Raw genomic sequence first — 23781 nt, 5'->3', positions numbered from 1 at the left:
TAGGTCGAAATAATGCTTCATAAGCTTTTTAGTTTTCTTATACTACCTGCGCTCTTTTTTACTTACCCAATTTCTTTGAAGGCTTTAAGCATAGAGCACGACATAAAACATGCTAAACTCAGTAACGGACTAGATGTCTATGTTGTTCCTAATCATCGGATTCCAGCCGTTTTACATGCAGTAATATACAAAGTTGGGGGAATGGATGATCCAATCGGCAAAGCAGGATTGGCTCACTACTTTGAACATTTAATGTTTGAAACTACAGGAAAGTTTAAAGACATAGAGGCCACTATGAGTAGCATTGGGGCTCAATTTAACGCATTTACCACTAAAGAATATACCTGTTATTATGAATTGGTTCCCAAAAAAGATTTACCACTTGCAATGGAAGTTGAAGTAGATAGAATGGGCACCTTTAATGTTACTCAAGACAAAATAGATAGAGAAAAAAACATTGTACTGGAAGAAAGAAAGATGAGATTTGATAATCATCCTAACAACTTGTTATGGGAAGAAATGAATAGTGCATTTTACCGTACTGGCTATGGTAGATCTGTTATCGGCTGGGAGAGCGATATCAAAACTTACAATCAAGATGACATAACGAGGTTTCATGATAACTATTATCACCCCGGCAATGCAATATTACTGATTGTTGGTGATGTGGAATTTGATGAAGTAGTGAAGCTAGCAGAAGAAAAATATGGTGACATTAAGTCTAAGGCAGTAATTAGGCATTACCCAAATCAGGATCCAGTGCATAATGCAGGTTTATCGGTGATTTTAGAGAGCACTGAAGTAAAAGAACCAGTTTTATATTTTCGTTATCGTGTTCCCTTATTTGAGCACATAAATGAAGCCTCTGCTGCTCATTTAGCGGTTGACATTTTAGGTGGCGGCAAATCCAGCAAACTGTATAAAGATTTGGTTTTAGATAAAGATGTGGCAGTATCAGTATCTGCTTATTACAATAGTTTAACTTTTAGTGATGGCTACATTGATATTGAAATAATTCCAAAAAGCGGAGTTAATTTAGATATTGTTGAAAGAGAGTTAGATAATGCTATTAATAACTTCATGTCTAAAGGAATAACGGATGAGGAGTTGCAAAGCTCGAAATATAGATACAAAGTAGCACAATTTGATAATCTATCTGACTTAACTCATATAGCAATGTTTTATGTGCCACGCCTCGCACTTGGTATTCCACTTGATGAAATAGATATTTCATATAGCAAAATCAATGATGTTAATTTAGAGGATGTAAATAACAAAATTCGTACTATCTTTTCTGCTAATAAGTTAATTGGCCGTTTATTACCAAAAGGAGATGATAATGAGAATAAGTAAATTTGTACTTCTATTTTTTTTCTGTCTAGGCTTTAATTTACAAGCAAGTGGTAACCTAAATATAGAGGAGGTCACCACCCGTAAAGGATTTAAGTTTTTATTTGTTGAAAACTGTGATTTACCAAAAGTTTCACTAAATATATCGTTCAAAGATGCAGGTTATGTGTATGAGAGTGCAGAAAAACAGGGACTTACCTGGTTTACTTCTCTTGTAATTCAAGAAGGGGCAGGAAAAAATGATGCCAAAGGTTTTGTGAAAAAGCTTGAAGATAAAGGGATTAGTTTAAATTTTATTGCTGGTTTAGAAGCATTTAGGGTTTCATTAAATACTTTGTCTGAGAATCTAGAGGATGCAATTTCGTTACTAAGCGACGCTATAATACGTCCTAAAGTTGACTTTGAAGGGTTGAATAGAGTTTTCGAGAAAGCCAAAGTTGATTTTAATAATCTTGAAAAAAATCCTTTTTTTGTTGCTGGAGAAGAATTGAATACGTTATTGTTTAAAAAACACCCTTACTCAAAAAGTGTGTACGGTACTCTTGACACTATAATGAGCATTACTAGGGACGATGTTTTAACATATATAAAGCGTAATTTTGCTAAAGATAACATAGTTATCAGTGTTGCTGGTTGTGCAAAAAAAGAAGAAATTATTACGTTGTTAGATAAATATTTATCTAAATTGCCATCAAAAAGATCGAAAGTTAGAAAAATACCTGTGAAAAATGATTTTGGTTCTACAGAAAGTAAGAATATTTTTATGGATATACCACAGAGTGTGATACTTTTTGCTCAAAAAGGTATAGCTTATGAAGATCCTAATTATTATAACGCTAGTGTCTTAATTGATGCACTTGGTGGCATGAGGCTGAATTCAATATTAATGACAGAATTGAGGCAAAACTTGGGTATTACTTATGGTGTTTATGCAATGATTATTCCCAATAAACATGGGAACTTTATAATTGGAAGTCTTAGTACTGATAGTTCTACTGCTGGCAAAGCTATATCAGCAGTAAAAGACACATTTAGCAGAATAAAAAAGGAGGGAATTGACGAACAATTGTTCAAGGATGCAAAAATTGGCTTGGTAAATAATCTTGTCCTTTTCCTGTCCAATAACACAAATACAGCAATGCTGCTCGATGATATGCAGATAAATGATCGTGATGTTAACCGTATAAATAATTATGCGAATGTCATTAATGACGTTAAATTAGAGAAAGTAAACGAACTGGCAAGTTCTTTACTGGAATCAGAAAATTTATTTTTTGTTGAAGTTGGAAGAAACACTCAAGGTCAATAATTAATACTTTCTGCTATTGACCTTACTGCTTCTACATAACACTTATGCTCCTCAGCTAGAATGCGTTCTGAAAGGCTTTGAACATCATCATTTGGTAGCACTGGCACAGCAACTTGAGCAATTACGGCTCCAGCATCAACTTCAGGAGTGACATAATGTACAGTACAACCTGTAATTTTTACACCTGCTTTTAGAGCTTGCTCTTGAGCGTTTAGACCTTTAAAAGACGGAAGTAACGAGGGATGAATATTTATAACCTTGTTATGCCATTTACTCAGAAGATCAGCTTTGAGAATTCTCATAAATCCTGCAAGGCAAATTAAATCAACCTTCTGTTGAACAAGTATTTTGTGAATTTTATCAGCATCAAGTGGTTTATCTTTAACAATAAACGCTGGGATTCCTGCTTGCTCTGCTGTTTTCAGACCAGCAGCTTCGCTATTATTTGTGATAACACATGCAACTTCTGCGGGAAAATTCTGATCTTGACATGCTTCTATCAAGGCCTGCATATTTGATCCCCTGCCTGAAATTAGTATTCCAAGTTTTATCTTTTTCATTATAGCACAGTTAGTTTAGAATTTAGTTAATACTAACAAAACAGCTCAAAAGGAAAACTTATTTTATAGCAAAGAAGGCAGACTAAACTCTTTATATAAGTGGACCTCTAATTTTGGACCTCACTGGACAACACAAAATAACGAATAGCCCCATGTACCCAGCTAAAACTAGCTTTAATGCTTAGATATTGTGCTATTTTTGTATAATATACCACTATAAGTATATATTTTTGTAATCGCGTTATTATTTATTTAACAAAGTATTAGTATAATTTATTACACTGGATTAAATGGAGAAAGTTCAATGAGTAAATTACCGAACAATGCAAAAATAGGTAAATCTCAGGTTACTCAGTGGGAGGTAATAAAAAATTGTGAATATGCTGATAATTGCTTGTCAAAAATAGTAACTTTGTACGTTATTAGAATAACTCAGCTATCAGATTTTTATACGAGTGACGAACCTGAAATTAACACTGTTTTAGCAAGAATAAGCGTGACAAGTGAAAATGTATTTTTAAACAAGGCTACTACTATTGAAGTTATGGAAGGTATTTTTCCGTATAAATTTAACAGCAAGAAGAGAAATAACATATTAAGGTTAGAAGATTTATATAATTATTTATGTTCTATTGTTAACAATAGCCTTCCAAAAGAAATGCTTGAAAGTCTTGTAAGGGAATATAAGGATGCTGTTAACTTATTTAAAGCAATTACTTAACTGAACGTAGTATTTTTAAGATTTTACTTTCTATTTCAGAAATGCCACTTTCAAGATCTTTATCTATCAAACACATGGTAGACAAATACGTTTTTTGCTTACTTTCAACATTGATAGTTAAAGTTCCGGGAGTGATTGTAACTGAACTAGCAAATAATGCAATGCTTTCATCATTATGCCCTTTGCATTTTCTTAGGATAATGATCGGTTCAAGCTTAGATTTGAGTTGTAGCACCTTTTTTGTTACATAAACACTTGATAAAATGATTTGGTACATTAACCATGGTATATAACTCACGAGCTTATAAAACGACAGTCTACTCGTACCATTTAAAATCTGACTCAGAGCGCTTTCAGCGTTTATCAACCGTCTAAAGATAAACAATGTGAATATAGAGGAAAACACTCCACAAAAAATAAAGAACGGCTCAAAATAACCAGACAGTATAATCCATAGAACAAATAAAGTTATAAACGACAGAGAAAAAAATTTGATTTCCTTCCTAAAGTTGAGGTTTTTCATAGTCTGTAATATAACTTAAATGACTCTTTAAGGAAAGATAATAACGAATATTTAGGTTCTTGACTTCTATGTTAAAAGATATAACAACTAAGTTATGCATTTTAAGTGAGGAAGTTATGAAATATGACAAATTTATGGGAATATTAAAAGAAATAGATAGCCTTTTAGATTTGAGCAAGGACAATATAGTTGAAAAAATAAAAGCTGAGTTACAAAAAAAAGATTCAGATTTATGTCAAGAGTGGGAAAAGAGTAAACCTGACAACGATAGTGGACCTAACATAGATCACGAATTCACTATATCTCGTGATCAAAATTCTGGGAAAGTCACATTGTTACATCTTGCTTCTTATGGGAACTGTGCAAAGGTAGCAAAAGCTCTGATTGAAAACGGGGCAGATGTTAATGCAGAATATGATAATAAAATTACTCCTTTACATCTTGCTGCTCACCATGGCCACAAAGATATAGTAGACATTCTAATCGCAGAAGGAGCAAATGTTAATGCAGAAGATAATAAAGGATGGACTCCTTTACATATTGCTGCTGCAAAGGGCCACGAAGATGTAGTAAACATTCTAATTGAAAACAAAGCAGATGTTAATGTACAAGGTAGTAGTGAGTATACTCCTTTGCATTATGCTGCTAAAAATGGCCACGAAGATGTAGTAAAAACTCTAATTGCAAACAAAGCAAATGTTAATGCAGAAGATGATAAAGGATGGGCCCCTTTACATATTGCTGCTGCAAAGGGCCACGAAAAGATAGTACAAGCTCTATTAAAAGCAGAAGGAATCAACGTTGATGCAAAAAATAGTGATGGATGGACTCCTTTACATATTGCTGCTACATATGGCCACGAAAAGATAGTACAAGCTCTATCAAAAGCAAAAGGAATCAACGTTGATGCAAAAAATAGTGATGGATGGGCTCCTTTACATATTGCTGCTACAAATGGCTACGAAGGTGTAGTAAAAATTCTAATTGAAAACAAAGCAAATGTTAATGCAGAAGATAATTATGAACGTACTCCTTTGCATATTGCTGCTTACTATGGCTATGCGAATGTAGTAAGCATTCTAATCGCAAAAGGAGCAGAGGTTAAGGCAAAAAGTAATAATGGATGTACTTCTTTACATTATGCTGCTGAAAAGAACCACATAAAGGTAGTAAAAATTCTAGTTGAGAAAGCAGATGTTAATGCAGAAGATATTGAGGACAAGACTCCTTTACATATTGCTGCTGCAAAGGGCTGCAAAGATGTAGTAGAAATTCTAATTGCAAAAGGAGCAAAGGTTAATGCAGAAGATAATGATAGATGTACTCCTTTACATCATGCTGCTGAAAAGAACCACATAGAGGTAGTAAAAATTCTAGTTGAGAAAGCAGATGTTAATGTAAAGGATGCTGATAGATGGACTCCTTTGCATGCTGCTGCTGAAAAGGGCCACGAAGATGTAGTAAAAACTCTAATCGCAAAAGGAGCAGAGGTTAATGCAAACAATGGTGATAGACGTACTCCTTTACATCTTGCTGCTAAAAATGGCAAGATAAAAGTGGTGGAAGCTCTGCTAGAAGCTGGAGCAGACTCTTCATTAAAAGATGTTGATGAAAAAACGCCAAGAGACCTTACTAAAGATCAAGGTATAATTCAGCTTGTAGAGGAAGCGGAAAAAAAACAAACGTTAAAAAATGAGAATAAAAAAACGCCAAAGGATCTTACTGAAAATAAAGATGCAATACAGCTCCCAGAGAAAAAGGAAGAAAAACAGGTTGGAAAAAATGCAATTGTAAAAGGTGTTATTGTGTGTTTTGTAACTGCGGTGATAGTTGGTGCTACACTTGCACTTACTACCGCCCTATCTGTGCTAGCAATAATTGGGCTAGTTGCAGGATCTGCACTCATAGTTGGTGCTGGTCAATATATAATGTCAAAGCCTAAAACTGAAATGAAAGGAGTAAAGCAGGAACTTGTACCTGGAAAGGCAAAAAAAGCACTTACTTGATTTTTGTTATCCTGTTGCTATCAGACTAGCCTGGCACCTTATATTTATTGGAATAATTGTTTTGTTATGAATTAAGTCAAAAATTCTGTAATATATTGAAGCTTAAAGATATCTTTAGATATGGAAGTTATTGCAGAAAATAGGAAAGCAAGGTTTGAATATTTCATCTTAGAAGAATTTGAAGCAGGTATGGTCTTATTAAGCAGTGAAGTTAAATCGCTAAGAGAAAGAAAAGTAAATATTTCCGACGCCTACGTTGTCGAAAAGAATAGCGAAATATGGCTGCACAATATGCATATTGCAGAATATAAAGCTGCGAACAAAAAAAATCATAAGCCAAAAAGGGAACGTAAATTACTCTTGCATAAAAAGGAGATAAATAAACTAATTGGTCAAATCAAGACTGCTGGGATAACTGTTGTGCCGCTTTCGATCTATTTTAATGATAAAGGATTTGCAAAAACTAAAATTGCCATTGTAAAAGGAAAAAAACTCTACGATAAGAGAGCAACCATAAAACAGAGAGAGTGGGATCGTGAAAAAAGTAGATTGTCTAAGAATAATTTGTAGCAAAATATGTCTTTAAATCCAGTAATTTTCAGCATCGGTCCTGTTTCTATATATTGGTATTCCTTAGCCTACGTTTTGGGTATAGTGTTTGCATATTGGTATTTACATAAGCTAGACAACCAAAAAATATTTACTAAGAATTTTTACGATTCGTTATTAATAGCCACTATTGTAGGTATTATCCTTGGAGGCAGACTTGGCTACGTATTGATATATGATCCAGTTCTTTATATAAGCAACCCTATCGAGATATTGAAAACCTGGGAAGGAGGGATGTCATTTCATGGTGGTGCTATAGGAGTTTTGCTTGCAGTAATAATTTCGTGTAAAAGACATAATATCCCTACATTTTATGCACTGGACCTAATTTCTTGCGGAGTTCCCATAGGTTTATTTTTAGGTCGCATAGGCAATTTTATAAACGGAGAGTTATTTGGCAGAGTTACAACTATGCCATGGGGTATGGTATTTCCAGAGAGTGGTGATAATTTGCTGCGTCATCCAAGCCAGCTTTATGAGGCATTTTTTGAAGGACCGCTACTTTTCGCAGTTGTAAATTCACTGTTTTTCTTGACTAGAATAAGACTGTATCACGGTGCGTTAACTGGTATTGCAGTTATGTGGTATGGAATAGCACGTTTTTTCGTTGAGTTTTTTCGCGAACCAGACTATCAAATTGGCTATTTGTGGCTTGATTTAACTATGGGGCAGTTGCTTTCTATACCTATGGTTTTGCTGGGAATGCTTGTATATCTAGGCGCATTAAATTTAAAATTTAATACGAAATCTGTTACATAGAGGAAAGGTGAGTTTAATAGAAAAATGTAGCCAGAAACCCTACATCATGCACAATTGTACGAATTTTCTGCGTTGTAGTAGAATGAATGTGAGATCCGGTGGGCTTTGTTGCATAGCAACCGAAAAAATCTGGTAGCTACTGACAAAATTCATTATAAATAACCATTTAACTGTTGAAGAAAAAATATGCCACAGAAAATGAAAGTCAGTAACCAAAACGAATATAACAAATTCCTTGAAAAAAGGGGAAATATTTTTCATTACATCGATGAAGCTATCGAAAATTGGTATGAAAATAGTCCAAAAATGCAGGGCGGCAACTATATTTACAGTGATAAAGTCGTAATTTTGGTGCATATAATTGTCAATCTTTTTAGAATTGGTTTAAGACAAACGGTGGGGTTTATAAAAGGATATCTGCAACAAATAGGAAAAAATTTGGCAGTTATCAGCTATTCACAAGCATCAAGAAGGTTTAAAAAACTTAATATTAAGATAAATGATTGCAGGGTTGATAAAAGCAACATGGAAAATATTGAAATTATCATAGATAGCACAAGTATCAGCATTTACAGTAACACTCCTGGCCACAGTAAGGAAAACAGTGCAGATAGAAAGTACCGAAGCTACGAGCAAGTAAGAAAGTTACATGTTATGTTAAGTGTGAATAGTAAAAAAGCTATAGCTGCAAGATACAGTAATGGCGTCTACTCTGACCACTATGGAGCTTGCGATTTGCTTGAAGAAGTTAATTTTCAGCACAAAATAAAAGCATTATATGCAGATAGGGCATACGATAGGCACAAACTTTATAAATTGTGTAAGAAATACGATATAAAGACAAAAGTTCTACCAAAAAAGGATGCAGCAGAACATTCAAAAATAGATTATATGTCTGACAGAAATGCTGCTATTAGGTTAATAAAATTATATGGACAAGATGGTGTAAAAGAGTGGAAAAAGGAAGCGATTTATGGAAAGAGATCTTACATAGAAGGATTTTTCTCAAGGTTGAAGCAAGTATTTGGATTTAGCTTTAGGAATAAATCTGAAGTAAATCGTGAAAAAGAATTACTAATTAAGTGCTATTTGCTCAACAAATTCACTGATATTGGTATGGCTAAATTTGAAATCATTACATAAATTTGTCGTAAACCATCACTGCTTAAGGTGCTATGCAACAAAGCCATCCCAGTGTCACGCACTGGGATGACACCCTCCTGATGGGCCAAAATCACAATGTTCGTACAGTTATGGAATGAATCGCGGTATGACGGTTCGCGGTGGCATGACGATAACCTCGTCATCCCGCTGCTTGTTAGCGGGATCTAATACCAATTCCCGCTACACAAGTAACGGATAGACAATAATAGAAAAAAAGCCATACTGAAGTAAGTAAAATAGCGAGGTTTAAATGGCATTAAGATCAAAATTATTGGATGAAAAAGTGGTGGAATCAGCAAAAGAAATGCTGAAGAAAGTAAGAAATAACGCATATGTTGCAAAAAAACTAAATGCTGTAATTGCAGCAAAAAAGCACAGTATAACAGCCGTAGCAAAGATATGCTGCATTTCAAGAAAGGCACTTACTGCATGGATAAAGCACCTAAAATTTGGCAGAGAAGAAAAATTATTTGCTCCGCCTCAACGCCGTAGAAAAACTATATTGAATCAAAGTCAACGTGAACAAGTTGAGGTGTGGATAGAGGAAAACCCCAATATTACTATAAAAGAAATGAAAATAAGAATTCAAGAAAAGTTTGGTTTGAATATCAGCAAATCTACAGTACACCGTAATATGCAAAGAATGAAATTCTCATGTATCACACCAAGACCAGTGCATAACGGACAAGATAAAAGTAAACAAGAGGGATTTAAAAAAAAATCTTAATGAAACTATTGTCATGTATCCTGAAAAAGAGCTATTTTTCTTCGATGAATCGCGGTTTGGCACACATTCAAAGATTGGACACGGGTGGTTTAAAAAAGGCATTAGGACACAGGTTAAGGTAAAACTAGGTAGGAAAATTTTTATCTCTATAGTGCAGTTAATCCCAGAAATGGAGAGAGTTCTAGCTCAAACGTCAATACTGATTGTATGAATATATTCCTTGAGCAGATGTCACAATATTTAGGAACAAGGGAGGCATTTCTTATCATGGATTGTGCTAGTTGGCATAAGTCAAAAAATTTAAAAGTACCTAAAAATATCGACATTATATACCTACCACCATACTCACCTGCTTACTTTTACCCACAATTTTGAGAGGTTATGATGTGAAGCATAACAATGCTCTCCTTAAGGTTTTCATAGCCCCGCCATAGAGTCATAGACCCTGGTAAATTATCACTTTTTCTATTCATAAATCCACCCAATTTTCCTAACCAAATAATAGCTTGTTTTATGTTTGGAGGTTCTTCGGGTAATGTTGCTACCCGATACTCACGCATGTAAAGGACCTTCCACTCTTCGTTGCTTAAAATTTTAGTACAAGTTTCCATGGGATTTGATAAAGCCACTTTTGTCAAATATAAAATTTTAAACGCGATTATACTTTTTATAGCAATTAACTTCTGTAATCTTTCTTTTGTAGCTAAGCGAGAGCTTTCTATCTTACATCCTGATTTTAAAATCCTAAAATACTCTTCAATTTTCCATCTTAGCTTATACCAATTTATCTTTTCTATGGCATCTAAAGTATGGTACATTAGTTAGTAGAGTCCAGTCGACAGCTTCCAATCCATCAGGAGCTTTTGCACTTACCACATATACAGGGACTTATTTTATGTATTGTATCTTTTGACCCATAAATGGAAGAAGATCTGATAGGCTTTCATATACTTAACTTCAATATTAGCTTTCCTTGATCTCTGGTTTTCACCTTTAGTAACTTCTAGAGAAATTTTCTTTTTTACTGGCAGTTGAGTGATGCGTGTTTGCAAATCTGTTTTTCCGACTTCAGTACAGATAAATCTTCTATTAGCTCGATTGCGGATTACATAAAAACTACCTAACGTCTCAGCCACCCATAAAAATTTGAAGATGTCTGCTTCCCTATCACCAAAAGTTGTACATTTGGAGGAAGGTTGTTTATAGTTTCTTTGAGAGCTGTTATCCACTTATAACTTTCTTTTTCTTCTATGGAGGTACGGTATTTTCTGTTTGCTTTTTCTTGTACCGTTTCTTCTTCCCTAATAGAACGCGCCCAACATTGTTGGGAAGATAGACCTAAAGGTAATCCGTCTTTGCTAGGCACTATGCAACAGTAAACCCATTTTATGCTTTGTATAAGCTTTAGAAATACTGCCTAGGCTCTGTGGACAAAATTTTAGAGAAGCCATACAAGAGCCCCGACAAAATTTAGAAAACCCATAAAAACCTCAGCCGTTTTATCGAATCTGGAAAAAATACGCCTAAAGTTCTTAATTTTACCGAAAAACACTCAATTAAATGACGCTCTTTATAAATGTGTTTATCGTAACCCCTCTGCACTTTTCGATTACGCTTCGGAGGAATAACTGCTGTACATCCCTTGCTTTCAAGACTCGTAACAAAAGCATTGCTGTCATAGCCTTTATCAGCCACTACAGTGGTATTATAGACACTTTCAGTTAATGTTGCTGCTTGTGTAATCTCATTTCTTTGACCAGGGGTCAGAGTAAATTTAAGTGGATTTCCAAGTGCATCGACAAGCGCATGTATTTTAGTTGTAAAGCCACCTTTGCTCCTCCCTAAAGCTTCTTGATCCTTGGAGTTTTTTGTATATCCAGATGAACATGGATGGGCTCGGATGATCGTACCGTCGATTATAGCAACTTCTAAATCAGGCTCTTGTTTAGTATATTCAAGCAATTTTTCCCAGACATCTCTTCCACACCATCTTTTAAATCGCTTATGTATACTCCTGTAATTACCATAAGTTTTTGGTAAAAGTCTCCATTGGCAACCACTTCGGACTATGTACCACACTGCCTCTATGAATATTCTTAAACGTTTTTCATCTTTGCTATGCATTCCTTTTACGCTTTTTATGAACTCTAAAATTTGTTTCCAATTTTCCTCTTTGATGTAATATTGCATATGGTAGTTTCTCCATTTTTTACCTATTAAGCTAAACTACCATCTTTTTCTCTCTTTTCATATTTTTTGTCCACAGAGCCTAGGCACTATGCAACAGTAAACCCATTTTATGCTTTGTATAAGCTTTAGAAATACTGCCTAGTCTCTTGGTCTTTATATGAGAGTCAAAATCCAAATAACTTGTATCTTGAACTGAAAATACCAACTGGTTTCCTTTTATTCTTTCCTTAGTTTCTTTATAATGGGAAGAATAAATTTCCTTATCTTCAAGCTTTTCATTGCTTATATGCACCCTTACCACCCACTACAGCTTTGATTCAGATGCCTTACCCTCTATGCAATAACTTGTTTTTATAAGTCTTTTATTAAGCCTTATATCTCCCAAATTAATGTGTTTTAACTCTCTTTTTAGCCATTTATCCCCTAAGCCATCTGTATATTGCACGCTTGTACTTGTTTCTATCATTTTGATCCTAAATTATTTAGCTTACTCACTTTTTATATTTGTGGGTAAAAGTAAGCAGGTGAATATGTTGGAAGATAAAGCAAATGACAGCCAAAAGACTCTATTAATGACTTTGTTTTGGGAGTTTTATGAAATGTAGCATTATCCATAACTATGGTTGTATCACGCTGTAATTGTGGTTCGCTCTAACCATACATTAAATACATCTTTATTACACCCTCCTGTGAAGGTCATTGGTGCAATGAACTTCTCATCCACCTATTATACTCACTCTTTCCCGCTTTTTTCCTGGAACATCAGCATATATTTTTTCTCCTCTTGGAGCTCGTGCATATTCTCGGTATAGTCTATCCTGCTTCATCTATATATAAAATGCTACAGTGGTCTATTTTTGAGACTTTATCGATAAATTGCTGCCTATCTTTTTGATTGCGCTCTTGATAGAATGTGACTTTTTTTAAAGGTTATTTTTAGCTGTCTTAATCTATACCAAATTGCACTTATTCCAAAGCCAAGGTTTTGTTTCATTTCTGCTAGCTGGGTGTTTTTTAACATAGTCTGCAAGTATTTTTGGGTCTATTTTCCGAATAAAACCAACACTTTTTGTCGCTCTGAGATCTTGACCAGCAGACTTCTTTTTCAGCCATCTATATAGTGTTGCTATTCCTATCTCAAAAAGCTCTGCAACCTCAGTCTTTGACTTTCCTTTTTCTACCAAAGACACTGCTTTTTTCCTTAAATCTACACTATATACCATCACTTTTCCTATACACTAAAAAGTATATTATACCTTTATCATTCGCTTTTGAAAGTACTATAGTTAGCGGAATCTATACCGCGAATGAATCGCGGTATGACGGTTCGTGGCGGTATGACGTAGAGTGTATTAGTCCTTAGAAGCTGTTATTTTGCTATAAATGGCTGTAATGGCATCATCTATTTTATTGCTATCACAGCCTGTTTGTGCAAGTTCAGCATTCCCACTACAATTCTTTTCAACTGCTATTGATATTAGTTCTTTTGCGCTAATCTTATTGATTAAGTCTTTACTTACTTTAATAATCAAAACTGTTTTATCTTTTTCTGTTGCCGTGAAAGCTATTACCGTTCTTGGTTTTTGTTGCTGCAAAACAAACTCTCTTATTACATTTGCTGGAATATCAGTGAAAGTGTGGCTTATAAAATTTATTCCATTTATTTCAGTGCTTTTTATATTCTCTGCACTCACAAGCTTTTTATATAGGTTTTTTATTTTGGTTTCGGATTTTTTGTGTTCTTGACTTAAAATACTTAATCTGCTTGTTATTTCACTCACTGGCGCTTTTACGAATTCTGCAACTTTTTTTAAGTTAATTTCATTATCACGTACATAATTGATTGCTTCCTGACCAGTTAAAGCTTCAATTCTCCTCACTCCAAAAGCAACAGAACTCTCTGTTACTATCTTAAACAAACCAATTTCTCCAGTATGTTCAACGTGTGTGCCACCACACAGTTCCCTTGAATCCCCAATCTTCACTACTCTTACTTGGTTGCCATATTTTTCACCGAATAACGCCATAGCTCCTTCGTCTATTGCCTGATTCATGCTCTGAATTTTTGTAGATGTAGAAAGGTTTTCTCTGATTAGAGAGTTTACCATATCTTCTACTAAGAATAGCTGATCCTGAGTAACTTGAGTGTTATGACTAAAGTCAAATCGTAACTTATCCGGTGCAACTAAAGAACCTCTTTGCGTGACATAATCACCTAGAATTTTTCTGAGTGTAAAGTGCAGAAGATGTGTAGCTGAATGATTTCTTCTTAAGGTTTGCCTTCTTTCCTTATCTATGCTTGCTGTAACTGTGTCACCTTTACAAATTGAACCGAATTTAACTATGCATCTGTGCAAATATAGGTCATTAACCTTATTGGTATTTTCCACTATAACCATACTTCCAGCAATGCGATCTGTCGTCATTCCAGCGCGTGACCACGTGTTTTCTTCTTTCTGGATCCCAGTGTCCGCTACTTGGATGACAGAAGGGACAATGAAACTTCCAGTATCCCCCACCTGTCCACCTGATTCGCCATAAAAAGGTGTTTTATCAAGTATAATGGTTATCTTTTCTCCCTCCTTTGCAGAATCAATTACTTCATTTCTAGGGGAAACTATAGCTAGTATTTTCGCATCACTTACTTCATTGAACTCATAACCAACAAATTTTGTTTTGCCAAATTTATCGATCAAATCAAACCATACTTGCTCAACAGATTTTTCACCAGATCCAGTCCATTTAGCACGTGCTTTCTCTTTTTGCTCTTCCATTGCATCATCAAAACCTTTCTGGTCAAAATTTATTTTTCTCTCTTTTAAAATATCAAGTGTAATATCCAAAGGAAATCCATAAGTATCATATAGCTTAAACGCTAATTCTCCAGGCAGAGTGTCACCTGGTTTTAAATCTGCAGTGAATTTTTCCAATAGATTAATGCCTTTCATCAAAGTGTTTTTAAAGTTTTCTTCCTCTGATTTTAACGTCGTTTCTATTAAGCTTTTAGCTCTGACTAATTCAGCTCCCATATAAGCCGAACTCGTGCTATCTATCAGCACCGGAAAAACGCGATGGAGTAGGGAATCATTATATCCAAGCAGGTGGATATAACGCGCGGCTCTCCTAATTAATCTGCGTAATACGTAATTCCTGCCTTCATTTCCGGGGAGCACTCCTTCTGCGATGAGAAATGCAGCTGCGCGAAGATGATCTGCTACGATCTTATGCGCTATTTTATTTTCCGTTCTTCCACAGTACTCTTGTGATTTACTTATCAAAGCAGAAAATAGATCAATATCATAGTTATCATGGACATTTTGCATTACAGCCGCTATTCTTTCAAGGCCCATTCCAGTATCGATGCATTTTTTTGGCAATTTGTGTAAATTACCTTCTTCATCTTTATTAAACTCCATGAATACCAGATTCCAGATTTCAACAATTCTATCGCCCTCTTGTAAATTAGGACTCCCATGGTCATAAAAAATTTCAGAACATGGACCGCATGGACCAGTGCTTCCCATACTCCAAAAGTTGTCATCCGTTGCAATTCTTATGATTTTATCACTTGAAAAGCCACTTACCTTACGCCAAATCTCGTATGCCTCATCATCAGTATGATAGACGGTTATGGATAGTCTGTTTTTATCAAGAGACAACTCCTTAGTGATAAATTTCCACGCGAATTCTATCGCAGTTTCCTTAAAGTAATCACCGAAGCTAAAATTTCCGAGCATTTCAAAAAATGTGTGATGCCGAGTTGTATAGCCAACATTTTCAAGATCGTTGTGTTTACCGCCTGCTCTTAGGCACTTTTGACTTGAGACAGCACGTTTCATTTCAGTTTTTTGAGCACCAGTAAAAATATTTTTAAACTGCACCATACCAGCATTTGTGAACATGAGCGTTGGGTCATGTTCTGGAATCAAAGGAGAAGAAGGAACCTGCTCGTGATTGTTACTTACAAAAAATTTTATAAATCTTTCTCTGATTTCGTTTAGCTTCATCGTTTTTATTGAGATTATTCATGAATAATAAGCTGCAATGGAAATAAAATCAATTCATCAATCTAAATATTGATATATACTATTTAGTATAAAATATATAACTTTTATATAAAAATATTAATAAAGATTATAGACTAAAATAATTTATTCATCATATATGTAGTAATATTTTATTAATTAATTTAAGGAGTATGAAATGCCAAAAGAATTCCAGAACACCAAGAATAGCATGCGAAAGAAAGAAACAACAAATAAGCAGGAGATGGATAGTGACCTTACCCAGAAAAAATGGAGAGAAAGAAAGGAGTTTTTTTGTGGTAATCCAATCAATCCAATTAACAGCTTGCTCATTATAGTCTTGCAACTTTGATTTAATATACAATCCAAGTGTCATTTGAACACTCCCAAACTTACCACTTTATGCCACTGGTCTTCATCTAAAATTTCTACACCTAATTCCACTGCCTTTTTATATTTGGATCCTGGTTTTTCTCCTGCAATTAGGTAGTCAGTTTTAGCAGAAAGATGTGAGCTGACCTTTGCTCCCAGAGTTTTAGCTCTTACTTTTGCCTCTCCTCTACTCATAGCAAGTAGCTTACCAGTAAACACTATAATTTTATTATTTAAAACAGAGTCACTAGAGTTGGAGCTCACAGGAAGAATTTGAAGACAAGCAGTAAGATCATTTAACATTTTGATGTTATGTTCCTTAGAAAAAAATGATTCCAAAGATTCAGCCACTTTTTTTCCTATGCTGTCTATACCTACTAGCTCAGTATTATCTGATGACAGTTCAATCATCGAATTATACCAGTTATTATAAGAAACATAATAATCTGCAAGCAATTCTGCTGCAACTTGACCAATAAATCTAATACCTAAAGAAAATATAAACCTATCTAGAGTTATTACCCCTCTGCTTTGTATAGCATTTAATAAATGAGCTATTGATTTCTTGCCCCAACCAGGCTGTTCTTCCAGATTAAATTCATCCAATCTTTCTTCTAAAGTAAAAATATCATGGATTTGTTTTATCAGACCAAGGTCGTAAAAAAACTCTATCTGCTTATCACCAAGGCCAACAATGTCAAATGCATCTTTCGATACAAAATGCTTTAGTTTTTCTATTATTTGAGCTTTACAGGCAAATTCCTCAGGACATCTTACTGCCGCCTCTCCCTCAACCTGACGTACTTTACTACCACATTCAGGGCATACTTCAGGAAACACAAATTCAGGTGCATTTGGAAGACGAGAATCTCTGTTCACTTCAATGATCTGGGGAATTACATCCCCTGCTCTTTTGATTGTTACAATATCTCCCTCTCTTATGTCTTTACGTTTTATCTCATCTTGGTTATGCAGGCTTGCTCTACTAACTAGCACCCCACCAATATTGACTGGCACTAAATCTGCAACTGGAGTTAAAACCCCTGTTCTGCCCACCTGTATAAATATCTTATTTAACTTTGTTTTTGCATAAACCGCAGAAAACTTGTATGCAAGTGCTGAGCGCGGTGCTTTGTGAGTATTCCCTAGACGATTTTGTAGTATCAAATCATTTACTTTGTAGACTATTCCATCAATATCATAATCCAAGTTATAGCGACAATTATAGACCTCGTTATAGAACTTCAGCATTCCATCCAAACTACTCGTTAAGGACTGATGCTCATTTACGCAAAAACCAAGTGCCTCAAGCTTATTTAGTATTTCACTTTGACTTTTCTCTGCTCCACTAATCAAAGAATAAGCAAAATATCTAAGTGGTCTACTTGCTGTAATGTTTGCATCCAATTGCTTTAGAGAACCAGCAGCTGCATTTCGAGGATTGGCAAATTCATCGTTTTCATTTAACTTTAAAAAGTCGCTGTTACTGATGTATATTTCACCTCTTACTTCCAGTCTACCTTGCACACCTTGCAAAAACTTAGGAAAGCCTTTTATTGTTGCAACATTGTGAGTGACATCTTCCCCTACAAAACCGTCACCTCGAGTTGCAGCTTTAACAAATCTTCCATCCTCATAAATTGCAGAAAACGACAACCCATCAATTTTGGGCTCACATAATATCTCTATTTTGTCTTCAATTAAAAATCTCTTTATTTTAGACAAAAATTTCTCTACACCTTGTTCATCATAAGCATTCTCAAGAGAAAGCATAGGTTCTTGATGTTCCACCTTAGAAAACCTCTCATCAGGTGGAGCACCAACACTATCTTGTGTTGCATAAATTTCTGGAAATTGTGCCTCTATTTCAGCTAACTTTTTCTTCAGTTCATCATATTCAGCATCACTTATTTCTGGCTTATTTTTTTGGTGATACAAAACATTATGATAATTTATTTGATCTTGTAGTTTTTCTCTTATCTTTTCTAAGTTAGTCATGTGTAAATTGAAATTTACATATTAATATAATAGGGTCACACTAGCTTTATCGTCAAGTTGTGAAATTTCTTAATTCAACACATGGTCTTAATTCACCAAACATCAAAGGTGCTACAAACCATACCTATTCCTTCTTCTACGCCAATAAGCCGTAGCAACGAGCTTCTTTAACGCTAACTATGAATCAGCCAAGAAAGAAGAGTAGGAAACAGATCTCGCTTGCTTTAGCCGTATATTTATATAAAATTAAAATAAATTAGAGTAAATAAGTTATTATTTTATAATATTGCTATTTGAATGCTAACAAGATTCGCTCCAAGCCCAACTGGCTACCTCCACGTAGGAAACGTACGGACTGCTTTGGTTTGTTGGATGTACACACGTAATCAAAATGGAAAATTTTTACTCCGTTTTGATGATACTGACCTTCAGCGTTCAGATGTCAAATATATAAATGATATCATACAAGACTTGAAATGGATTGGCATAGATTGGGATGCAAGTTTTAAGCAATCAGAGCGCTTTGAGCGTTACAATGAGGTGTTTTTGCAGTTAATAAAAGAAGGGCATGTTTATGCATGCTATGAAACAAGAGAAGAGTTAGACATTAAACGAAAATTGCAGTTAAAACAAGGACTTCCCCCGGTATATGATAGAAGCGCGTTACTTCTAACTGAGCAAGAGAAAATTCATTATGAGCAAGAAGGAAGAAGACCACATTTTAGATTTAAGTTGGATAGAAATGAAGTTGTTAAATGGAATGATGAAGTTAAAGGTGAAATAAATATTGCAACCAGTAGCATAAGTGACCCCGTGGTAAAGAGAGAAGATGGAATTTACACATACATGTTACCTTCTGTTATTGATGATGTTGACTTTAATGTAACCCATATTGTACGCGGGGAAGATCATGTAACTAATACTGCAGTGCAAATCCAAATGATTAAAGCATTAAAAGCGAAAATTCCTATGTTTGCTCACCTTTCTCTGCTACATTTTGATGATAGCAAGATATCCAAGCGAGTCGGTGGGCTGGATATCAAATCTATAAAAGAAGATGAAATTGAACCGATGGCGCTAGTTAGTTATTTAGTGAAGCTCGGAACATCCAATCCAATTGAAGCTTGTGTTAGCATGCAATCTTTGATTGACTCATTTGATATTAAAAAATTTAGCTCAGCATCTGCACAATTTAGCTTGAGTGAAATATATAAGCTAAATAGCAAAGTGCTGCAACAAATGCCATTTGAAATGGTGCAAGACCGTTTAAATCAAATTGGAGTGGACTCCTCAGAGTTTTGGTATTTTATAAGGAACAATATAGAAAGGTTTTCTGAGGTGGCCAAGTGGTGGAAAATATGCAAACCCGATATAGAGCCTGTGATTCTTGATAAGGAGCTTATAAAAATTGCGTTCAATGCATTGCCTCAAGGTGATTGTAATGAAAACACGTTGTCAGAATGGGTCAAAACTATTCAACAAACAGTGGATATAAAGGCAAAAAACCTATTTATGCAGTTGCGTTCAGCTTTAACAGGAACAGAAACAGGCCCAGAACTTGCTAAATTATTAATTTTTATCGGCAAAGAAAACATCATTGCAAGGTTAAAAGAAAAGTGAAAACCAAAGAATTATAGCTAATACAATCCCTACGTCATACCGCCGCGGTATCTCTAGATCCCGCTAACAAGCAGCGGGATGACGAATTTGTCGTTTATCAAATCGTCGGTAAATCTAAGTCAGTTTAGCTATAGGCAGCAATTTTCTGTATTTATTTTAAATTGAAGAAAGCTCAAATGAAAGATCGTGTTTTGCTAAAAATTACAGAATGCAGTCTGGTTACATTAGTGCGATCCGATAGTCATGAAATCGTGATGGTTAAATTCCATCCGCTCTAACATCGGGTTGAAATCGCGATCCACATTTTAGGAAAGTGGCGACTTATACCAATTCTCATTACTAGTGAATCAAATAAGCGGCATTGCAGAGTTTTTTAATTGTAGAGTGAGAAAGAGAGGTAATAAATTTGCATAAAGCGCTCTCAAGCAAAGCAATAGTATCGTAGATTTTGTTACGCAAAATGTTCTGTTTTATATATAACCAAAACCTCTCAACAGGATTGAGGTCTTACTTTTACCCACAAATATAAAAAGTGAGTAAGCTAAATAATTTAGGATCAAAATGATAGAAACAAGTACAAGCGTGCAATATACAGATGGCTTAGGGGATAAATGGCTAAAAAGAGAGTTAAAACACATTAATTTGGGAGATATAAGGCTTAATAAAAGACTTATAAAAACAAGTTATTGCATAGAGGGTAAGGCATCTGAATCAAAGCTGTAGTGGGTGGTAAGGGTGCATATAAGCAATGAAAAGCTTGAAGATAAGGAAATTTATTCTTCCCATTATAAAGAAACTAAGGAAAGAATAAAAGGAAACCAGTTGGTATTTTCAGTTCAAGATACAAGTTATTTGGATTTTGACTCTCATATAAAGACCAAGAGACTAGGCAGTATTTCTAAAGCTTATACAAAGCATAAAATGGGTTTACTGTTGCATAGTGCCTAGCAAAGACGGATTACCTTTAGGTCTATCTTCCCAACAATGTTGGGCGCGTTCTATTAGGGAAGAAGAAACGGTACAAGAAAAAGCAAACAGAAAATACCGTACCTCCATAGAAGAAAAAGAAAGTTATAAGTGGATAACAGCTCTCAAAGAAACTATAAACAACCTTCCTCCAAATGTACAACTTTTGGTGATAGGGAAGCAGACATCTTCAAATTTTTATGGGTGGCTGAGACGTTAGGTAGTTTTTATGTAATCCGCAATCGAGCTAATAGAAGATTTATCTGTACTGAAGTCGGAAAAACAGATTTGCAAACACGCATCACTCAACTGCCAGTAAAAAAGAAAATTTCTCTAGAAGTTACTAAAGGTGAAAACCAGAGATCAAGGAAAGCTAATATTGAAGTTAAGTATATGAAAGCCTATCAGATCTTCTTCCATTTATGGGTCAAAAGATACAATACATAAAATAAGTCCCTGTATATGTGGTAAGTGCAAAAGCTCCTGATGGATTGGAAGCTGTCGACTGGACTCTACTAACTAATGTACCATACTTTAGATGCCATAGAAAAGATAAATTGGTATAAGCTAAGATGGAAAATTGAAGAGTATTTTAGGATTTTAAAATCAGGATGTAAGATAGAAAGCTCTCGCTTAGCTACAAAAGAAAGATTACAGAAGTTAATTGCTATAAAAAGTATAATCGCGTTTAAAATTTTATATTTGACAAAAGTGGCTTTATCAAATCCCATGGAAACTTGTACTAAAATTTTAAGCAACGAAGAGTGGAAGGTCCTTTACATGCGTGAGTATCGGGTAGCAACATTACCCGAAGAACCTCCAAACATAAAACAAGCTATTATTTGGTTAGGAAAATTGGGTGGATTTATGAATAGAAAAAGTGATAATTTACCAGGGTCTATGACTCTATGGCGGGGCTATGAAAACCTTAAGGAGAGCATTGTTATGCTTCACATCATAACCTCTCAAAATTGTGGGTAAAAGTAAGACCTCAATCCTGTTGAGAGGTTTTGGTTATATATAAAACAGAACATTTTGCGTAACAAAATCTACGATACTATTGCTTTGCTTGAGAGCGCTTTATGCAAATTTATTACCTCTCTTTCTCACTCTACAATTAAAAAACTCTGCAATGCCGCTTATTTGATTCACTAGTAATGAGAATTGGTATAAGTAGTCAAGGTACTGGGATGACAGTGCGCCGTAGAAACACGGGAAGTGTTGAAGCTGTGCAATAGATGAGGGAGGGCTCCTCGGAGCCGGTTTACAAGAGCAGGCTTCAAACAGCCATAAGCTGCTTTGGTAAAGAGCTAAGGTAGTGAGCGTTATGGAAAAGGCACAATTATGTGTCATGTGTGAAATAGAAAGACGAACGCAAGTGAATCACTGATGAAGTGTCGAAAGCGTAGAGACGACGTCAAAACCAGGGGGTAGTCGTTAATCTGGGATAAATCTACCGGGAGCTTGTTTACTGGGTAGGTGGCGTCCGGCATAAAAGTGGCGTGAATCTATTTTAGGCTATTGCATGGAACTACGGGAACCTGTCGTTTCGATGATAAGGAAGAAGTCCAAAGAGCAGATCTCTGAGGATGAGAGTACCGATGCGGAAAACAGGGGCGGATCAGTTTGTAGTAGTGAAGAAGTTTCTGTAATGGAAATGGAGCGAAGGGACTGAGTTATTTAGTTTTAATTATTTTGTCAACCGTAATGGGAGGAATTAATGAATAAAACAAAGTCTTTTGATATACCGAAGCAACTTATTTGGAGAGCTTATAAACAAGTATCGAAAAATAAAGGTGCTGCAGGTGTAGATGAGGTCTCGATAACAAAGTTTGAGGAAAATCTAAAAGATAATTTGTACAAACTATGGAATCGGATGTCATCCGGAAGTTATTTTCCTGAGCCAGTAAAAGCTGTTGCAATACCGAAAGATACGGGAGGACAAAGAACTTTATGCGTTCCTTCAGTGTCCGATAGGATAGCACAAACAGCCGCTACTATGTATCTTGAACTGATAGTAGAGCCGAAATTTCACGGGGATTCATATGGTTATAGACCAAATAAGTCTGCATTGGATGCGGTATATACAGCACGGAAGAGATGTTGGAAAAATGATTGGACAGTAGATCTTGATATATCTGGATTTTTCGACAATCTGGACCACGATTTAGCACTGCAGGCTATCAAGAAACACACTGACTGCAAATGGATCATACTGTATGTTGAGAGGTGGATGAAAGCCCCCATTCAGCAAGCAGATGGCAGTAAGGTAGTTAGGGATAAAGGAGTTCCGCAAGGAGGTTCAGTTAGCCCAATCATCTCTAATATATTCATGCATCATGTGTTTGATATATGGATGAAAAAGAACTACCCGACAGTACCATTTGAGAGGTATGTGGATGGTGCGCCAAGAAGTGCTTGGAGAACAGTTGGTGAAAATCCAACACAAACAAAGTCTAGCCAACAGTTTGGAACAGACCACTATGTTGCATGAGGTAACGAGTGTAATAGAGCTAGTGGGATGGACAATGCAGGGTACAACGAAAGTGAAGGGATTGAGTTCCGAAATACCTGAAGACATAGAGGTCGACATTTTCATGGCCATGGAAGACAGCATGAAGGATAACGTAAAGGCAAGTTATCACTCACTCTATCGGGATCTGAGACCGTGCCATGTATTGAAATGGACTTCAAGTGAACTTGGGAGATCCTATGCATTCCTACAAAGGTACGCTGGAACAAGTCAACAAAGGCAAGAACTAGCGGAAGATGCAGGGGAAGTCGGACTGATTGATAGTACTCAGAATGTGGGAAAGCCACGTACAAGGGGAAGCGATCAGCAATATAGTAACTGGAATAGGGATTGCTAGGCCAATACAACG

23 protein-coding genes and 4 pseudogenes are annotated in these 23781 nt (G+C 35.5%); 16 read left to right on the top strand and 11 right to left on the bottom strand.

All coding sequences use genetic code 11. The features are described 5' to 3' along the window. Positions 1-12: 12 nt before the first annotated feature. Positions 13-1353 carry a M16 family metallopeptidase gene (locus ACQH1X_RS07490; RefSeq protein ID WP_425386146.1) on the top strand — a complete coding sequence of 447 codons (1341 nt, stop codon included), beginning with the start codon at positions 13-15 and terminating at the stop codon, positions 1351-1353. Next, positions 1340-2659 (top strand): M16 family metallopeptidase, encoded by a 1320-nt coding sequence (locus tag ACQH1X_RS07485; RefSeq protein WP_425386145.1) that lies wholly within the window; start codon positions 1340-1342, stop codon positions 2657-2659. Before ACQH1X_RS07490 ends, ACQH1X_RS07485 begins: the two co-directional genes overlap by 14 nt. Here ACQH1X_RS07485 and purN read toward each other — a convergent pair. Beyond that, positions 2653-3219, bottom strand: coding sequence for a phosphoribosylglycinamide formyltransferase (gene purN, locus ACQH1X_RS07480; RefSeq protein WP_425386144.1), 567 nt, complete (start codon positions 3217-3219; stop codon positions 2653-2655). The two genes, ACQH1X_RS07485 and purN, sit on opposite strands and share 7 nt — an antisense overlap. Positions 3220-3523: 304 nt before the next feature. Between purN and ACQH1X_RS07475 the strand changes: the two genes are divergently transcribed. Further along, a complete protein-coding gene (locus ACQH1X_RS07475; RefSeq protein ID WP_006279382.1) occupies positions 3524-3940 on the top strand; it encodes a hypothetical protein in 417 nt (138 codons plus the stop codon). On the opposite strand, the gene ACQH1X_RS07470 is transcribed toward ACQH1X_RS07475, so the two are convergent. Further along, positions 3933-4463 carry a Na+/H+ antiporter subunit E gene (locus ACQH1X_RS07470; RefSeq protein ID WP_425386143.1) on the bottom strand — a complete coding sequence of 177 codons (531 nt, stop codon included), beginning with the start codon at positions 4461-4463 and terminating at the stop codon, positions 3933-3935. The two genes, ACQH1X_RS07475 and ACQH1X_RS07470, sit on opposite strands and share 8 nt — an antisense overlap. Positions 4464-4579: 116 nt before the next feature. Here ACQH1X_RS07470 and ACQH1X_RS07465 point away from each other — a divergent pair, with 116 nt between their 5' ends. The 5 genes and pseudogenes from ACQH1X_RS07465 to ACQH1X_RS07445 all read left to right on the top strand — a co-directional run. After that, entirely contained in the window at positions 4580-6469 is a 1890-nt protein-coding gene (locus tag ACQH1X_RS07465; RefSeq protein ID WP_425386142.1) for an ankyrin repeat domain-containing protein, read from the top strand. Positions 6470-6589: 120 nt separating this feature from the next. After that, positions 6590-7039 carry an SsrA-binding protein SmpB gene (smpB, locus tag ACQH1X_RS07460; RefSeq protein ID WP_425386141.1) on the top strand — a complete coding sequence of 150 codons (450 nt, stop codon included), beginning with the start codon at positions 6590-6592 and terminating at the stop codon, positions 7037-7039. A gap of 6 nt (positions 7040-7045) precedes the next feature. After that, on the top strand, positions 7046-7837 hold the full coding sequence (gene lgt / locus ACQH1X_RS07455) for a prolipoprotein diacylglyceryl transferase (RefSeq protein ID WP_425386140.1): 792 nt from the start codon (positions 7046-7048) through the stop codon (positions 7835-7837). A gap of 186 nt (positions 7838-8023) precedes the next feature. Continuing rightward, positions 8024-8980, top strand: coding sequence for an IS5 family transposase (locus tag ACQH1X_RS07450; protein WP_425385760.1), 957 nt, complete (start codon positions 8024-8026; stop codon positions 8978-8980). Positions 8981-9251: 271 nt separating this feature from the next. Beyond that, positions 9252-10079: pseudogene (locus ACQH1X_RS07445) on the top strand (IS630 family transposase); the annotation flags it as partial. A gap of 8 nt (positions 10080-10087) precedes the next feature. On the opposite strand, the gene ACQH1X_RS07440 reads toward ACQH1X_RS07445, so the two are convergent. The 7 genes and pseudogenes from ACQH1X_RS07440 to alaS form a co-directional block, all read right to left on the bottom strand. Next, the gene (locus ACQH1X_RS07440) at positions 10088-10546 is read right to left on the bottom strand and encodes an IS4 family transposase (protein WP_265026145.1); all 459 of its coding nucleotides are present in this window, start codon (positions 10544-10546) and stop codon (positions 10088-10090) included. A 75-nt stretch (positions 10547-10621) separates the two neighbouring features. Continuing rightward, positions 10622-10957 carry a hypothetical protein gene (locus tag ACQH1X_RS07435; RefSeq protein WP_425385942.1) on the bottom strand — a complete coding sequence of 112 codons (336 nt, stop codon included), beginning with the start codon at positions 10955-10957 and terminating at the stop codon, positions 10622-10624. Positions 10958-11166: 209 nt separating this feature from the next. After that, positions 11167-11918 (bottom strand): annotated as a pseudogene (locus ACQH1X_RS07430) (IS5 family transposase). 304 nt (positions 11919-12222) lie between these two features. Next, positions 12223-12384 (bottom strand): transposase DNA-binding-containing protein, encoded by a 162-nt coding sequence (locus tag ACQH1X_RS07425; protein WP_425386134.1) that lies wholly within the window; start codon positions 12382-12384, stop codon positions 12223-12225. A gap of 32 nt (positions 12385-12416) precedes the next feature. Beyond that, positions 12417-12533: a transposase gene (locus ACQH1X_RS07420; protein WP_425386139.1), complete on the bottom strand. Its 117-nt coding sequence runs from the start codon at positions 12531-12533 to the stop codon at positions 12417-12419. A 335-nt stretch (positions 12534-12868) separates the two neighbouring features. Beyond that, entirely contained in the window at positions 12869-13141 is a 273-nt protein-coding gene (locus tag ACQH1X_RS07415) for an IS630 transposase-related protein (RefSeq protein WP_425386138.1), read from the bottom strand. A 129-nt stretch (positions 13142-13270) separates the two neighbouring features. Next, entirely contained in the window at positions 13271-15925 is a 2655-nt protein-coding gene (alaS, locus tag ACQH1X_RS07410) for an alanine--tRNA ligase (protein WP_425386137.1), read from the bottom strand. A gap of 196 nt (positions 15926-16121) precedes the next feature. Here alaS and ACQH1X_RS07405 point away from each other — a divergent pair, with 196 nt between their 5' ends. After that, complete coding sequence (locus ACQH1X_RS07405) at positions 16122-16295, top strand: hypothetical protein (RefSeq protein WP_265034569.1); 174 nt, start codon at positions 16122-16124, stop codon at positions 16293-16295. A gap of 20 nt (positions 16296-16315) precedes the next feature. On the opposite strand, the gene ligA is transcribed toward ACQH1X_RS07405, so the two are convergent. Then, positions 16316-18313 carry an NAD-dependent DNA ligase LigA gene (ligA, locus tag ACQH1X_RS07400; protein WP_425386136.1) on the bottom strand — a complete coding sequence of 666 codons (1998 nt, stop codon included), beginning with the start codon at positions 18311-18313 and terminating at the stop codon, positions 16316-16318. Between the two features lie 297 nt (positions 18314-18610). On the opposite strand from ligA, the gene gltX reads away from it, so the two are divergent. Continuing rightward, a complete protein-coding gene (gene gltX, locus ACQH1X_RS07395; protein WP_425386135.1) occupies positions 18611-19933 on the top strand; it encodes a glutamate--tRNA ligase in 1323 nt (440 codons plus the stop codon). Positions 19934-20272: 339 nt separating this feature from the next. Here the strand turns inward: gltX and ACQH1X_RS07390 are convergent. Further along, a pseudogene (locus tag ACQH1X_RS07390) lies at positions 20273-20440 on the bottom strand (IS630-like element ISWpi10 family transposase); the annotation flags it as partial. 54 nt (positions 20441-20494) lie between these two features. On the opposite strand from ACQH1X_RS07390, the gene ACQH1X_RS07385 reads away from it, so the two are divergent. The 6 genes and pseudogenes from ACQH1X_RS07385 (at position 20495) to ACQH1X_RS07360 (ending at position 23769) form a co-directional block, all read left to right on the top strand. Beyond that, positions 20495-20656, top strand: a complete 162-nt coding sequence (locus ACQH1X_RS07385; RefSeq protein WP_425386134.1) for a transposase DNA-binding-containing protein — start codon at positions 20495-20497, stop codon at positions 20654-20656. A gap of 354 nt (positions 20657-21010) precedes the next feature. Beyond that, positions 21011-21346 carry a hypothetical protein gene (locus tag ACQH1X_RS07380; protein WP_425385942.1) on the top strand — a complete coding sequence of 112 codons (336 nt, stop codon included), beginning with the start codon at positions 21011-21013 and terminating at the stop codon, positions 21344-21346. Positions 21347-21421: 75 nt separating this feature from the next. Next, positions 21422-21880 (top strand): IS4 family transposase, encoded by a 459-nt coding sequence (locus tag ACQH1X_RS07375; protein ID WP_265026145.1) that lies wholly within the window; start codon positions 21422-21424, stop codon positions 21878-21880. A 6-nt stretch (positions 21881-21886) separates the two neighbouring features. Continuing rightward, positions 21887-22054 (top strand): annotated as a pseudogene (locus tag ACQH1X_RS07370) (IS630-like element ISWpi10 family transposase); the annotation flags it as partial. Between the two features lie 565 nt (positions 22055-22619). Next, positions 22620-23393 (top strand): reverse transcriptase domain-containing protein, encoded by a 774-nt coding sequence (locus tag ACQH1X_RS07365; protein ID WP_425386133.1) that lies wholly within the window; start codon positions 22620-22622, stop codon positions 23391-23393. Next, complete coding sequence (locus tag ACQH1X_RS07360) at positions 23383-23769, top strand: hypothetical protein (RefSeq protein ID WP_246433168.1); 387 nt, start codon at positions 23383-23385, stop codon at positions 23767-23769. The genes ACQH1X_RS07365 and ACQH1X_RS07360 overlap by 11 nt, the downstream gene beginning before the upstream one ends. The last annotated feature ends 12 nt before the right edge of the window (positions 23770-23781 follow it).

The organism is Wolbachia endosymbiont (group A) of Barypeithes pellucidus, assembly GCF_964030885.1.
Classification (GTDB): domain Bacteria; phylum Pseudomonadota; class Alphaproteobacteria; order Rickettsiales; family Anaplasmataceae; genus Wolbachia.
Note: the sequence above shows the minus strand (reverse complement) of the source record. Positions and strands in the feature narration are given on the sequence as shown.

Coding starts and splice junctions, on each gene's coding strand:
- ACQH1X_RS07470 (WP_425386143.1), bottom strand. CDS start 4,463: ATGAAAAACCTCAACTTTAGGAAGGAAATCAAATTTTTTTCTCTGTCG.
- alaS (WP_425386137.1), bottom strand. CDS start 15,925: ATGAAGCTAAACGAAATCAGAGAAAGATTTATAAAATTTTTTGTAAGT.
- ACQH1X_RS07365 (WP_425386133.1), top strand. CDS start 22,620: ATGAATAAAACAAAGTCTTTTGATATACCGAAGCAACTTATTTGGAGA.
- ACQH1X_RS07405 (WP_265034569.1), top strand. CDS start 16,122: ATGCCAAAAGAATTCCAGAACACCAAGAATAGCATGCGAAAGAAAGAA.
- ligA (WP_425386136.1), bottom strand. CDS start 18,313: ATGACTAACTTAGAAAAGATAAGAGAAAAACTACAAGATCAAATAAAT.
- ACQH1X_RS07440 (WP_265026145.1), bottom strand. CDS start 10,546: ATGTACCATACTTTAGATGCCATAGAAAAGATAAATTGGTATAAGCTA.
- purN (WP_425386144.1), bottom strand. CDS start 3,219: ATGAAAAAGATAAAACTTGGAATACTAATTTCAGGCAGGGGATCAAAT.
- smpB (WP_425386141.1), top strand. CDS start 6,590: ATGGAAGTTATTGCAGAAAATAGGAAAGCAAGGTTTGAATATTTCATC.
- ACQH1X_RS07475 (WP_006279382.1), top strand. CDS start 3,524: ATGAGTAAATTACCGAACAATGCAAAAATAGGTAAATCTCAGGTTACT.
- lgt (WP_425386140.1), top strand. CDS start 7,046: ATGTCTTTAAATCCAGTAATTTTCAGCATCGGTCCTGTTTCTATATAT.
- ACQH1X_RS07450 (WP_425385760.1), top strand. CDS start 8,024: ATGCCACAGAAAATGAAAGTCAGTAACCAAAACGAATATAACAAATTC.
- ACQH1X_RS07490 (WP_425386146.1), top strand. CDS start 13: ATGCTTCATAAGCTTTTTAGTTTTCTTATACTACCTGCGCTCTTTTTT.
- ACQH1X_RS07465 (WP_425386142.1), top strand. CDS start 4,580: ATGAAATATGACAAATTTATGGGAATATTAAAAGAAATAGATAGCCTT.
- ACQH1X_RS07485 (WP_425386145.1), top strand. CDS start 1,340: ATGAGAATAAGTAAATTTGTACTTCTATTTTTTTTCTGTCTAGGCTTT.
- ACQH1X_RS07375 (WP_265026145.1), top strand. CDS start 21,422: ATGTACCATACTTTAGATGCCATAGAAAAGATAAATTGGTATAAGCTA.
- ACQH1X_RS07360 (WP_246433168.1), top strand. CDS start 23,383: ATGTTGCATGAGGTAACGAGTGTAATAGAGCTAGTGGGATGGACAATG.
- ACQH1X_RS07415 (WP_425386138.1), bottom strand. CDS start 13,141: ATGGTATATAGTGTAGATTTAAGGAAAAAAGCAGTGTCTTTGGTAGAA.
- ACQH1X_RS07425 (WP_425386134.1), bottom strand. CDS start 12,384: ATGATAGAAACAAGTACAAGCGTGCAATATACAGATGGCTTAGGGGAT.
- ACQH1X_RS07420 (WP_425386139.1), bottom strand. CDS start 12,533: ATGGATAATGCTACATTTCATAAAACTCCCAAAACAAAGTCATTAATA.
- ACQH1X_RS07385 (WP_425386134.1), top strand. CDS start 20,495: ATGATAGAAACAAGTACAAGCGTGCAATATACAGATGGCTTAGGGGAT.
- gltX (WP_425386135.1), top strand. CDS start 18,611: ATGCTAACAAGATTCGCTCCAAGCCCAACTGGCTACCTCCACGTAGGA.